General features: G+C 72.6%; 9 protein-coding genes and 1 pseudogene. 8 read left to right on the forward strand and 2 right to left on the reverse strand.

Going from position 1 to position 12,867, the window contains the following annotated elements; translation table 11 throughout:
* Nucleotides 1-6 precede the first annotated feature (6 nt).
* The 8 genes and pseudogenes from DSM104329_RS12120 to DSM104329_RS12155 all read left to right on the forward strand — a co-directional run bounded on the left by DSM104329_RS12120 (nt 7) and on the right by DSM104329_RS12155 (nt 10,712).
* A complete protein-coding gene (locus tag DSM104329_RS12120) occupies nt 7-2,112 on the forward strand; it encodes an oxidoreductase (protein WP_259315704.1) in 2,106 nt (701 codons plus the stop codon).
* Nucleotides 2,109-2,786, forward strand: a complete 678-nt coding sequence (locus tag DSM104329_RS12125) for a TetR/AcrR family transcriptional regulator (protein WP_259315705.1) — start codon at nt 2,109-2,111, stop codon at nt 2,784-2,786. Before DSM104329_RS12120 ends, DSM104329_RS12125 begins: the two co-directional genes overlap by 4 nt.
* 72 nt (nt 2,787-2,858) lie before the next feature.
* Nucleotides 2,859-3,263 (forward strand): annotated as a pseudogene (locus DSM104329_RS29070) (electron transfer flavoprotein subunit beta/FixA family protein); the annotation flags it as partial.
* An 88-nt stretch (nt 3,264-3,351) separates the two neighbouring features.
* The gene (locus tag DSM104329_RS12135; RefSeq protein WP_259315707.1) at nt 3,352-3,648 is read left to right on the forward strand and encodes a hypothetical protein; all 297 of its coding nucleotides are present in this window, start codon (nt 3,352-3,354) and stop codon (nt 3,646-3,648) included.
* On the forward strand, nt 3,645-4,595 hold the full coding sequence (locus tag DSM104329_RS12140; protein ID WP_259315708.1) for an electron transfer flavoprotein subunit alpha/FixB family protein: 951 nt from the start codon (nt 3,645-3,647) through the stop codon (nt 4,593-4,595). Before DSM104329_RS12135 ends, DSM104329_RS12140 begins: the two co-directional genes overlap by 4 nt.
* A gap of 13 nt (nt 4,596-4,608) precedes the next feature.
* Complete coding sequence (locus DSM104329_RS12145; protein ID WP_259315709.1) at nt 4,609-7,917, forward strand: heterodisulfide reductase-related iron-sulfur binding cluster; 3,309 nt, start codon at nt 4,609-4,611, stop codon at nt 7,915-7,917.
* 9 nt (nt 7,918-7,926) lie between these two features.
* Nucleotides 7,927-10,089: an oxidoreductase gene (locus DSM104329_RS12150; RefSeq protein ID WP_259315710.1), complete on the forward strand. Its 2,163-nt coding sequence runs from the start codon at nt 7,927-7,929 to the stop codon at nt 10,087-10,089.
* Nucleotides 10,090-10,121: 32 nt separating this feature from the next.
* The gene (locus tag DSM104329_RS12155; protein ID WP_259315711.1) at nt 10,122-10,712 is read left to right on the forward strand and encodes a TetR/AcrR family transcriptional regulator; all 591 of its coding nucleotides are present in this window, start codon (nt 10,122-10,124) and stop codon (nt 10,710-10,712) included.
* A 29-nt stretch (nt 10,713-10,741) separates the two neighbouring features.
* Here DSM104329_RS12155 and DSM104329_RS12160 read toward each other — a convergent pair whose 3' ends face one another.
* Both DSM104329_RS12160 and DSM104329_RS12165 read right to left on the reverse strand, forming a co-directional pair.
* A complete protein-coding gene (locus DSM104329_RS12160) occupies nt 10,742-11,968 on the reverse strand; it encodes a styrene monooxygenase/indole monooxygenase family protein (protein WP_259315712.1) in 1,227 nt (408 codons plus the stop codon).
* 30 nt (nt 11,969-11,998) lie between these two features.
* The gene (locus tag DSM104329_RS12165; protein ID WP_259315713.1) at nt 11,999-12,805 is read right to left on the reverse strand and encodes an SDR family oxidoreductase; all 807 of its coding nucleotides are present in this window, start codon (nt 12,803-12,805) and stop codon (nt 11,999-12,001) included.
* Nucleotides 12,806-12,867 lie beyond the last annotated feature (62 nt).

The following is a 12,867-nucleotide window of genomic DNA, read 5'->3' on the forward strand; positions in this document are numbered from 1 at the left end:
CCTGTCTTGGCCCGAGATCCGAAGTACGACGTGCTGTTCGAGCCCATCCGGATCGGGCCGAAGACGCTGCGCAACCGCTTCTGGCAGGTCCCGCACTGCAACGGCGCGGGATCCGAGAAGCCGGGGATGCAGGCGACGTTCCGCGGGACCAAGGCGGAGGGCGGCTGGGGCGCGGTCTTCACGGAGATGTGCACGATCACCGCCGACGGCGACGTCATGCCGCTCGTCAGCGCCAAGCTGTGGGACGACGACGACGTGCGCGCCCTCGGCGCGATGTGCGACGCGGTGCACGCCCACGGGTCGCTGGCCGGCGTCGAGCTCCTGCACACCGGCGGAGCGGCGGCCAACCAGGAGTCGCGCACCCCGGCTCGCGGGGTCAGCCAGGTGCCCAACGACATCATCCCCATGACGAGCTGCCGGGCCATGTCGCGCGCCGAGATCCGCCAGATGCGCCGGGAGCACGTCGAGGGGTTCCTGCGCGCGCGCCGGGCCGGGTTCGACCTGCTGACGTTCTTCGCCGGGCTCGGCAACATGCCCGTGTACTTCCTCTATCCGTTCTACAACCAGCGCACCGACGAGTACGGCGGCTCGTTCGAGAACCGGATCCGCTTCACGCGCGAGGTGCTCGAGGAGGTCCGGGGGGTCATCGACGACTGCGCGATCGGCATCCGGTTCTCGATCGACACCCTCGACGAGCCGTTCGGGCTCGGCGCCTGCGGCGTGCGCCACGACGGCGAGGGGCGCGACTTCATCGAGGCGCTCGACGACCTCGTCGACTACTGGGACCTGAACATCGGGACGCTGAACTGGGGCGAGGACGCCGGGCCGTCGCGCTTCTTCGAGTCGAACCACGAGGCGCCCTACACCCGGTCCGGCAAGGCGGTGTCGCAGAAGCCGTGCGTCAACGTCGGCCGGTTCACGGACCCGGACGTCATGGTCGCGGCGATCACCTCCGGGCAGTGCGACATCATCGGCGCGGCGCGACCCAGCATCGCCGATCCTTTCCTGCCCCGGAAGATCGAGGAGGGGCGCATCGACGACATCCGCGAGTGCATCGGCTGCAACATGTGCGTGTCGAAGTGGGAGCAGGGCGGCCCGCCGATCGTGTGCACGCAGAACCCGACGAGCGGCGAGGAGTTCCGGCGCGGCTGGCACCCGGAGCGGGTGCCCGAGGCGGCCAACGCCGACAACGACGTGCTCGTCGTCGGCGCGGGGCCGGCCGGGATGGAGTGCGCCATGACGCTCGCGCGGCGCGGGATGCGCCGCATCCATCTCGTGGACGCCGACCGGGAGATGGGCGGCCACCTGCAGTGGCTGACGCGGCTGCCGGGCCTGGGGCAGTGGCGCCGGGTCGTCACGTACCGGCAGACCCAGCTCGCCAAGCTCGCCAACGTGACGTTCGTCCCGGGCACGACCCTGTCGGCCGCCGACGTGCTCGACTACGGTGCCGAGTACGTGGTGATCGCGACCGGCTCCCAGTGGCTCGGCGACGGCACGACCAATCTCGGACGGCTCGACCTCCAGGGCGCGCCGGACGGCAGCGTCCTGACGCCCGAGGACATCATGGCCCGCGGGGCCACCGCCGGTGAGCGCGTCCTCGTCTACGACACCGACGGGTACTTCATGGGCGCGTCGATCGCCGAGAAGGTGGCCATGGGCGGCAGCGCGGTGACCTACGTCGCGCCGTCGGACACGCTCGCGCCGTACATGCGCTACACGCTCGAGGAGCAGCGCCAGTACCAGCGCCTGGTCGAGCTCGGGGTGGAGATCGTGCCCCAGACCGTCATCCAGGGCTTCGACGGCCGGCGTGCGCCGGCGGTCCACATCTGGAGCGGTGCCGAGTCGGTCGTGGAGGCCGACACGCTGGTGCTCGCCTGCCTGCGCACCTCGGCGTGCGCGATCTACGACGAGCTCGCCGAACGGCCCGGTGACCTCGACGGCGCCGGCATCCATGGCCTGTTCCTGATCGGGGACGCCCACACGCCGAGCACGATCGCGCAGGCGGTCTTCGGCGGGCACCGGCTGGCGCGCGAGATCGACTCCGAGGATCCGTCGGTCCCGCTGCCGTTCATCCGGGAGCGGCCGGCGGTCCAGGAGCTCGCCCGCGCGTGAGCGCGCTGCACGACCGGCGCTACGCGCTCGCCGCCGCCGCGATCCGGCTGTTCGCGGCGCGGGGGCTCGAGGGCACGACGGTCGAGGAGATCGCCGCCGAGGCGGGCGTCTCGCCGCGCACGTTCTTCCGGCACTTCGCCACGAAGGAGGCGGCGGCGTTCCCCGACCACGAGGAGCGCATCCAGGAGCTGCGCGAGCTCCTGGCCGCGCGCCGCGGGGCGTCGTCGCCGCTGGACGCGGTGCTCGAGGTCACCCAGTCCACCGCGCGCGAGTACTTCGACGAGACAGACCTGTACCGGGCCCGCATCGCCGTCGTGCGGGCGAACCCGTCGCTGCGGGACTTCGAGCGCGTCGTCGACCAGCAGTACGAGGACGCGATCGCCGGCTACCTCGCTGCTGAGATGCCGCCGGCGGCCGACGTCACGCTGCGGGCGCGCGTGATCGCGGCGGGCGTCGTCGCGGCGGTCAACGACGTGCTGGACACGTGGACCACCGACGAGGGCAGCGACCCCGAGGCGCTCCTGTGGCGCGCCGTCGAGGTCCTGCGCCGCGCCTTCGCCGCGATGGCGGCTCCGGCACCGGAGGATGGCGCCCCGATCGTCATGCGCATGCCCGCTGATCTGCGCGACCGCCTCGTCGCGGCCCTCACGGCAGATCGAAAACTATCCACTTGACAACTTTCGCCTCCGTCGCGACACTCGGCATCCCTCCCGCCGCGGGCGGGACGAGCGAGCGGAGGAGCGCTGATGCTGCGGGTGGTGGTGGCGGTCAAGCAGGTCGCCGCGCTGGACGACGAGTTCGAGCTCGAGCCGGGTGCGGCCGAGGTCGATCCGGACTTCGTCGAGCGCGAGCTCAACGAGTGGGACGCGTTCTCCGTCGAGGCGGCCGTGCAGATCAAGGAGGCCGAGGGCGAGGCTGAGGTGGTCGTCGTGACGGTGGGCGACGAGGAGGCCGACGAGGCGCTCGTCGACTGCCTGGCGCGCGGCGCCGATCGCGCGGTCCGGGTCGACCTGTCTGCCGACGACCCCTTGATCGTCGCTCGTGCACTGGCCGCCGTCGTCGAGCGGGAGTCCGCCGACCTCGTCCTGTGCGGGGTGCAGTCCTCCGACGCCGCCGGCCAGGCGACCGGCGTCGCGCTCGCGGCGTACGCCGGACTGCCGCATGTCGCCGTGGCGCGGCGGATCGACTTCGACACGGCGGCGCGGCGGCTGCGTCGACCGGGAGCTGGAAGGCGGGCTGGTGGAGGAGCTCGAGCTGCCCGCGCCGGCGCTGGTGACGGTCCAGACGGGCGCCAACGAGCCGCGCTACGCGACGTTGCGCGCGATCAAGCAGGCGGCGGACAAGCCGCGCGAGGTCGTGTCGGCGGAGGACCTCGGCCTGGATGCGACGGCGTTGGACGCGGCGCGGGGCGCTCGGGTGACGGCGCTGTCGCCGCCGCAGGCGACCGGCCGGGCGCAGATGCTCGAGGGCGACGCCGACGACGTGGCGGCGGCGATCGTCGAGATCGTGCGCGAGCGGATCGGGGCGCCGGCATGAGCGGCGTGGTGGTGGTCGCCGAGCACCGGCGCGGCGAGGTGCGCGACGTCACGTTCGAGCTGATCGGCCTGGCGCTGGAGCTGAAGGCCGCCGGGGCGGGGCCGGTGGCGGTGCTCGTCGTCGGCCGCGAGGCGCAGGCGCTGGCGGAGTCGCTGGCGGTCGAGGGCGTGGACGCCGCGCTGGCGGCGCCCGCCGACGCGGAGGGCTTCGAGCCCCACGTGACCCAGCGGGCGGTCGAGCGCGTGGTCCAGCAGCGCGCGCCGCTCGTGGTGCTGGCCGGCCACACGGTCGACGGGGCGGGGTTCGCGCCCGCGGTCGCGGCGGCCGGCGGGCTCGGGTTCGCCTCCAACGTCCTGTCGGCGGCGTGGGCCGACGGCGCGCTGTCCGCGCGGCGCGGCGCCTACGGCGACCGCCTCGTCGCGGAGCTCGCGTTCGACGACCGGCCGGCGGTGCTGATGGTGCGCGCCGGCGCGTATCCGGCCGCCGCGCGGTCTGGCTCGGCGCCGGCCGTGGAGGTCCTGGAGCTCGACGACGCCTCGGGCCCGACCGCCCATCTCGGGTTCCGCGAGGCCGACACCTCGGGGGTCGACATCACCAAGAGCGAGTTCCTGCTGTCGATCGGCCGGGGCATCGGCGAGCAGGACGAGATCGAGCGCTTCGAGCATCTCGCCGAGCGGCTCGGGGCGACCCTGAGCGCGTCGCGGCCGCTGGTCGACGCGGGCTGGATCGACAGCGCGCGCCAGGTCGGCCAGTCCGGGCGCACGGTCAAGCCGAAGGTGTACCTCGCGCTGGGCATCTCCGGGGCGGTGCAGCACCTGGCCGGCATCCGCGACGCCGAGATGATCATCGCGGTCACCACGGACGCCGATGCCCCCATCTTCGGCGTCGCGCACTACGGCGCCGTCGCCGACGTGCACGACCTCGCCGACGCCCTCGAGGCGCTCTGACCCCGAGCCGGCCGTGACCGCCGCAGCGCCGCCCACCCGCGAGGTCTTCTGGCACATGCCCGCCTGGGCCGAGGTGCTCTGGTACGTCCTCGCGGTCGCCTCGGTCGCCTCGGTCGCCTCGGTCGCGGTGTTCGCGTGCGGCGTGGCGCGGCCGGTCGTGAAGTACCGGCGGGGGCGGCCCGGGAACCTGCCGCCGGTGCGCGAGCTGCCGGCGCGGATCGCGGCGGCGTGCCGCACGGTGTTCGCGCACGCGTCGATCAAGCGGCGCGACCCGTACGTCGGCTCGGCGCACCGCCTCATGTTCTACGGCTTCCTCACGCTCTTCGCGGGGACGGTCGTGCTGGCCATCAACACCGACGTGACGGAGCGGTTCTTCGGCTGGCGCTTCTTCGAGGGCGACTTCTACCTCGGCTACTCGATCGTGCTCGACGTGCTCGGGGTGGCGCTGCTGGCCGGGCTGGTGATGATGATGGTCCGCCGGGCGCGCCGCCCGCCGCAGCTGGACTACCGGCGGCCCGACCGCGAGCCGGGCGACCCGGACCAGGACCGGCGCGCGTACCGGATCGGCGACTGGCTGTTCGTCGGCGCGCTGCTCTATCTGGTGCTGACCGGCTACCTGCTCGAGGGCGTGCGCATCGCGATGGACGAGCCGGGCCACGACGCGTTCTCGCCCGTCGGCTGGCTCAGCGCGCAGGCGATCGGCGTCCTCGGGCTCTCCGACGGCGTGCTCGGCACGCTGCGGCACGTGATCTGGTGGTCGCACGGCCTCGTGGCGATCGTCTTCGTCGCGTCGATCCCGTACACGAAGGCGGCCCACATGCTCACGAGCTTCGCGAGCCTCGTGCTGCGCGACCCGCTGGCCGGCCGGCGGCTGCGCCCGATCCCGCCCGAGCTCGAGCACGAGCCGGCGGGCTACGGCGTGCTGGCGGACTTCTTCACCGAGCACCTGCTGCAGCTCGACGCGTGCACCAAGTGCGGCAAGTGCCACGTCGCGTGCCCGGCCAATGCGACGGGCCGGCCGCTGTCGCCGCGCGACGTCGTGCTCGACCTGCGCGAGCTGGCCAACCACGGCGGCATGGACGTGCCGGTGATCGGCGACGAGCACGTGCGCGAGGACACGCTGTGGTCGTGCATGCAGTGCAACGCGTGCGTGGAGATCTGCCCGGTCGGCATCGAGCAGGCGCCGATGATCAACCAGATGCGCCGCCGGCTCGTCGAGGAGGGACGGATGCAGCCGGCCCTGCAGAAGACGCTGCAGACCATCCAGAAGTCCGGCAACTCGTTCGGCGAGAGCAAGCGCAAGCGGGGGCGCTGGACGCGCGAGCTGGACTTCGAGGTCCAGGACGCGCGCAAGGAGCCCGTCGACGTGCTGTGGTTCGTCGGCGACTACGCCTCCTTCGACCCGCGCTCCCAACAGGTGACCAGGTCGGTGGCGCGTCTGATGCACGCGGCGGGGGTGGACTTCGGCATCCTCTACGACGGCGAGCAGAACGCCGGCAACGACGTCCGGCGCGTCGGCGAGGAGGGGCTCTTCGAGGCGCTGGCGCAGACGAACATCGCGGCGCTCTCCGGCTGCGAGTTCAACCGGATCGTCACGAGCGATCCGCATTCGCTCAACACGCTGCGCAACGAGTACCCGCAGCTCGGCGCGACGTGGACGGTCACCCACCACACGGCGTTCCTGCTCGAGCTGGTCGAGGAGGGCCGGCTCTCGCCGGTGCGCCCGCTGGACCTCCGCGTCACCTACCACGACCCGTGCTACCTCGGCCGCCACAACGGCGGCTACGACGCCCCGCGGGCGCTGCTGGAGCGCATCGGCTGCGACCTGGTCGAGATGCCGCGCAACCGCGACAACAGCTTCTGCTGCGGCGCCGGCGGCGGGCGCATCTGGATGACCGACCCGCCGGGCACCGAGCGCCCGTCGGAGAACCGGATCCGCGAGGCGGTGGGGCTCGGCGAGCTCGACCACTTCGTCGTCAGCTGCCCCAAGGACGTCCGATGTACGAGGACGCGATCAAGACGTCGGGCCACGCGGACCGGATCACGCTGCGCGAGATCACCGAGCTGCTGGAAGAGGCGGTGGCTCCGCCGGAATCGCCGCCGCCGATGGCCGCGGCACACGAACTATCCACTTGACAAGCTTGGCCGGCGCGCATACGGTCGCCCGGCCCGAACGAGGAGGAGCGCCGTGTCAGGGACCGGCCAGGAGGACCAGCTGCTGCACAGCCCCGTGCACGAGCGCATCGTGCGCGGCGACGCCGAGGTCATGGACGTCTACGGGATGGCCCAGCCCGTCGTGGCCGAGGACGTCGAGCTCGAGTACCGCGCGGTGCGCGAGGGCGTCGGCATCCTCGACTTCTCGCCGCTGCTGAAGGTCGACGTCGAGGGTCCGAACGCGAAGGAGCTCCTGAACCGGGCGTTCGCCCGCGATCTCGCCAAGGTCGCCACCGGGCGCATCGCATACGGCCCCGTCCTCGGCGAGGACGGTCTGATGCGCGACGACTCGACCGTGGCCGTGCGCGGCGACGATCGCCTGCGCGTGGCGGGCAGCCCGCTCATGCCGCCGGAGATCGTGCCGTACGCCGAGAGCGTCGGGCTGACCGCGACCGAGCGCCGCTCCGAGCTCGCCCACCTGAACATCCAGGGGCCGCGCAGCCGCGACGTCCTCGCCCGCCTCACCGACGCCGACGTGTCCAACGCGGCGTTCCCGTACTACACGATCAAGGACGGCATCCCCGTCGCCGGAGTGAAGGACGCGTACGTCGCCCGGATGGGCTACACCGCCGAGCTGGGCTACGAGCTCATGGTCCCCGCCGACGCGGCGCTCGACGTCTTCGACGCCCTGATGGAGGCGGGCGCCGAGTTCGGCATCCGGCCCGTCGGGGGCGCCGCGATCATGATGGTCCGCATCGAGGCCGGGATGGTCATGGGCGAGTTCGAGTACGACACCCGGACCTCGCCGTGGGAGTGCGGCCTCGGATGGGCGGTCGACCTCGAGAAGGGCGACTTCCGCGGCCGCGACGCGGTGCTGCGCCTGCGCGACGAGCGCCGGCAGCGCCTCGTGGGGGTCGTCCTGGAGCGCGGCGAGGACGGGGCGACCGGCGCGCCGCTGCAGTCCGCCGGGGGCGAGGCGATCGGCGCGGTCACGATGTCGATGCCGTCCCCGTACCTCGGCGGCAAGACGCTCGCCCTGGCGCGGGTCGACGAGGCGCACGCGGCCCCGGGCACGAGCGTCCGGGCCGCCGTCGACGGCGACGAGATCCCCGGCGAGGTCGTCTCGATCCCGGTCTACGACCCCGAGCGCAAGCGCGTTCGCAGCTAGGAGGCGACGATGGCGCGCGACCCGAAGTACGACGTCCTCTTCGAGCCCGTCCAGGTCGGGCCGAAGACCCTGCGCAACCGCTTCTGGCAGGTGCCGCACTGCAACGGCGCTGGCTCCGAGCGGCCGGGCATGCAGGCCGAGTTCCGGGCCATGAAGGCCGAGGGCGGCTGGAGCGCCGTCTTCACCGAGGCGTGCACCATCACGCCCGACAGCGACGTCATGCCGCTCGTCGGCGCCAAGCTCTGGGACGACGGCGACGTGCGCAACCTCTCGCTGATGACCGAGCGCATCCACGACCACGGCGCGCTCGCCGGAGTCGAGATGTGCGCCGCGGGCGGGATGGCGGCGAACTCCGAGAGCCGCGCGCCCGGCCGGGTCGTGTCGCAGATCCCGCACGAGTTCAACTACATGGCCAACGGCCGGGCGCTGGACCGCGAGGAGATCCGCCGGCTGCGGCGCGAGCACGTGGCCGGGGCGTTGCGCGCCCGCGCGGCCGGCTTCGACCTGCTCACGCTGTTCGTCGGCCTCGGCGCCTTCCCGATCTACTTCCTCTATCCCTTCTACAACAAGCGCACGGACGAGTACGGCGGGTCGTTCGAGAACCGCATCCGGTTCACGCGCGAGGTCCTCGAGGACATCCGCGAGGCGATCGACGACTGTGGGATCGGGTGCCGGTTCGTCATCGACACGCTCGACGAGCCGTACGGCTACGGCGAGCAGGGCATCCGCTACGACGGCGAGGGCGTCCAGTTCATCGCGGCGCTCGACCACCTCGTCGACTACTGGGACCTGAACATCGGCACGCTCAACTGGGGCGAGGACGCGGGCTCGTCGCGGTTCTTCGCGATGAACCACGAGGCGCAGTACACGCGCATCGCGAAGACCGTCACGACGAAGCCCTGCGTGAACGTCGGGCGGTTCACCGACCCGGACGTGATGGTCGAGGCGATCACCTCCGGCCAGTGCGACATCATCGGCGCCGCGCGGCCGTCGATCGCCGACCCGTTCCTGCCGAGCAAGATCGAGGAGGGCCGGCCCGACGACATCCGCGAGTGCATCGCGTGCAACGTGTGCGTGTCGCGCTGGGAGATGGGCGGCCCGCCGATCTGGTGCACGCAGAACCCGACGTCGGGCGAGGAGTACCGCCGCGGCTGGCATCCCGAGCGCTTCACGACCGCGGCGAACGCGCAGAACGACGTGCTGGTCGTCGGCGCCGGGCCCGCCGGCCTGGAGTGCGCGATGGTGCTCGGCAAGCGCGGGATGCGCCGGGTCCACGTCGTCGACGAGCAGCCCGAGCCCGGCGGCCACCTGAACTGGCTGACGCGCCTGCCCGGCCTGGGCACGTGGAGTCGCGTGACGCAGTACCGCCGGACGCAGATCGACAACCTCAAGAACGTCCAGTTCGTGCCCCGGACCCGGCTCTCGGCGTCCGACGTGCTGGACTACGGCGCCGAGATCGTGATCGTGGCGACGGGCGCCGAGTGGGCCCGCGATGGGATGAACGGGGCGATGCACGCCCGGATCGACGGCGCGGACGCCAGCCTGTCGCACGTCTGCACGCCGGAGCAGATCGCGCTGGAGAGCAAGGCGCACGGCGAGCGCGTCGTCGTGGTCGACCACGACGGCTACCACATGGGCGCCACGATGGCCGAGCTGCTGGCCGGCCGCGGGGCGTCCGTCACGCTGGTCACGCACTTCGACTCGATGGGCCCGTACATGCGCTACACGCTCGAGGAGCAGCGCCAGTACCAGCGGCTCGTGGAGCTCGGCGTCCGGATCGTGACGCAGACGCTCGTCACGGCGGTCACGCCGGCGCAGGCCTCGATCGTGCATGTGTGGTCGGGCGAGGAGGGCACGGTCGAGTGCGACACCGTCGTCCTCGTCACGCAGCGCGTCTCGCGCAGCGAGCTCTACGAGGAGCTGCGCGCGGACGCCGGCGCGGTCGAGGAGGCCGGTATCGCCGCCGTACACCTGATCGGAGACGCCTGGCAGCCGGGCATGGTGGCGCAGGCCACGTTCTCCGGGCATCGGCTGGCCCGGGAGATCGACACGGATGATCCCGCGACGCCGCTGCCGTTCATCCGCGAACGGCGCCTGCTGAACGCCACGGAGCAGGACTACGTGCTGGGCTCGCCGGCGCTGGCCCACGGGCTCGACGTGCTCGCGACCTGACCGGTCGGCGGCGCCGGTAGCCTGCGGGCCCCATGACGACCGCCGGCGCAACCAGGCCGTCCTACGGAGAGGGGCGTCAGGCGCTGCTCGACGCGGCGATCCGCGTGGTCGCCGCGTCCGGCCTGCGGGGGCTGACGATCCGCGCCGTCGGCGCCGAGGCCGGCGTGACCCACGGCCTGGTCCGCCACCACTTCGGCTCACGTGAAGCGCTCATCGAGGAGACGCTGAAGTACTCCGCGCAGGTGTCCATCGCGGCGTCGTCGCTGGACCCGGAGGACGGCGACATCGACGGGCTGGCGGCCAACCTCCCGGCGATGGCGGAGCAGCAGGGCGAGCTGCAGGCGTTCCAGTTCGAGCTCCTGCTCGAGGCGCGGCGCCGGCCGGAGCTCCTGCCGCATGTCCGCGCGATCTACGACGAGTACCTGGAGGCGACCGCGGACGGGCTGCGGCGGGCCGGGGTTGACCACGACGCGGACCTCGCGCTGCTCGTCATGGCAGCGCTCGACGGCCTGGTGCTCCAGCAGGTGGTGTTCGGCCAGCCCGAGCGCACGGAGCGGGTCATCGGCCGGCTGCACGACGTGCTGCGCGCGGTCGGCGGCGGCGGTGGCCGCCGTCCAGGCTGATCGACTGCCCGCCGGCCACCGCCCTGCCGTCAGGCGGGCTGCGCCTCGCGCGCGACGACCTCCCGCGCGGCCTCGGCATCGCCCCACCACGGCATCAGGTTCGACGCGTCGTCGAACCCGTTGACGATGCGTGACGCGAGTCCCGGGATCGCGCCCGCGGCGCCGAGGACCTCGACCACGTGCTCGGCGGGCGGCGCCAGCAGCATGTTCGTCCACTCGGTGACAGGCCGCGCCTCCTGCCAGTAGCGGTCGAACGTCGCCTGCATCCACGCGCGATCGAAGCCGTCCCGCCGGTCCACGATGGAGGCGAGGTAGTGGCCGGCGCACTTGGCGGCGTTGTTCGAGCCCTGGCCGGTGATCGGGTCGTTGAGCACGACGACGTCGGCCATCCCCAGGATCGGCGCGCCCGAGGGCAGCTCAGCCACCGGGTGGCGCACGGTCGGCGTGAGACGGCCGGCGAGGATGCCGTTCGGGTCGGTGAGGCGGGCGCCCCGCGCACGCTCGGCCTCCCAGGGCATGTGGCGCTCGAGGATCTCGAGGCTGCGGGCGAGGTGCTCGTCCGGCGTTGACACGTCGCCCCAGCAGTCCATCGGCCCGCCCGGGATGCCCTCGAAGACCATGATGTGGCAGGGGCCGGTCGTCGTGAGCGCCGGAAACCAGAAGTACTCGCCGACGCCCGGGATGAGGTTGAACGTGACGGCCGGGAAGTCGTCGCGGTCGCGGTAGCCCTCGACGTACGTCAGGGCGAGCGCCCGCTGCGGCTCACCGTACGGAGACCGCTCCTCGTCGCGGCCGAACAGCCGGCCGATCTCGCCCTTGCCGCTGGCGACGACCACCAGGTCGTGGCTGCGGGCCAGGTCGTCCAGCTCGGCCACGCCCGCATCGGCGTGGCGCAGCTCCCCGCCGCGCTGCGTGAGGAGGTCCATCCATGCCGGTATCTTGACGCGCTGGTCGACGGACTGAGCCGGCGCGGTGAGCCGGGCCGCCCAGTCGATCACCGTCGAGCCCTCCGGCCCGACGACGACGAGGCCGATGCCCTCGACCGGCGGGCACTCGTCGTCCCAGAGGTTCAGCCCCAGGTTGCGCTCGGTCTGCAGGGCGCGGTCGAACATGCACTGGCTGGAGAGCACCCGCCCGGTGCGGATCTCCTCGCCGGTCCGGTTCGTCACGACCGTGACCTCGAAGCCGTTCTGAAGCAGGCCGAGCGCGAGCTCGAGCCCCGCCTGTCCTGCTCCGACGATGGCGATCTTGCTCATGTGCGTGGTCCTTTCGTCTGGCCGGCGGGGTCAGGCGCCCGCGCCGGGCCGTTCGCTGAGTCGCGGGATGGCGGGTGCCGCCTGCTCGGGGCCCATCGCGGAGTAGCCGCCGTCGACCGCCAGGTCGGTCCCGGTGACGAACGACGCCTCGTCGGAGCAGAGGAACAGCACCGCGCGGGCGACCTCCTCCGGGTCGCCGACCCGCCGCAGGATGTGGAAGTCGGCGGCGACCGTGTCGGTGTGCGCGCGATCGCCCTCCGTCAGCTGATCCATGATCTTCGACCAGGTCCAGCCGGGGGAGACCGAATTGACCCGGATGCCGTCCGGGGCGAGGTCGAGCGCCTCGCTGCGGGTGACCTGGAGGATCGCCGCCTTGGTGGCCGGGTACAGCCAGCGCCCGGTCTGCGCCACCCGGGCGCTGATGCTCGCGAAGTTCACGACGGCGCCGCCGCCACGGGCCGCCATGTGCGGGTGGGCCGCGCGCAGCATCATCACCCCGCCCACGACGTTCGTGTCGTAGCTGGTCAGCCAGTCGGCGCGCGAGGAGCCGAACCCCTCGTCGACGTAGGAGCAGGCGAGGTTGACGACGAAGTCGACGCCGCCGAAGGCCTCGACCGTCGCGGCGACGCACGCCGCCACGTCGTCGTTGCGCGTGACGTCGGTGGGCACGAACAGCGCGCCCGCTCCCAGCCGGTCGGCGACCGCCCGCCCTCCGTCCTTGTCGATGTCGGCGATCGCGACCCGCGTCCCCGCCTGATGGAACGCGGCGACGACCGCCGCGCCGATGATGGTGGCGCCACCGGTGACGATGGCGACCTTCCCGTCGAGTCCTTGCACGCGTCTCTCCCGGCGGCTGCTCGCCGCCCCTCGTCGCTGGCCCTGGCGGACCGTACGCCCGT

The sequence above is a fragment of the Capillimicrobium parvum genome (assembly GCF_021172045.1).
GTDB classification, from domain to species: Bacteria; Actinomycetota; Thermoleophilia; order Solirubrobacterales; family Solirubrobacteraceae; genus Capillimicrobium; species Capillimicrobium parvum.

Coding starts and splice junctions, on each gene's coding strand:
- DSM104329_RS12155 (WP_259315711.1), top strand. CDS start 10,122: ATGACGACCGCCGGCGCAACCAGGCCGTCCTACGGAGAGGGGCGTCAG.
- DSM104329_RS12150 (WP_259315710.1), top strand. CDS start 7,927: ATGGCGCGCGACCCGAAGTACGACGTCCTCTTCGAGCCCGTCCAGGTC.
- DSM104329_RS12160 (WP_259315712.1), bottom strand. CDS start 11,968: ATGAGCAAGATCGCCATCGTCGGAGCAGGACAGGCGGGGCTCGAGCTC.
- DSM104329_RS12140 (WP_259315708.1), top strand. CDS start 3,645: ATGAGCGGCGTGGTGGTGGTCGCCGAGCACCGGCGCGGCGAGGTGCGC.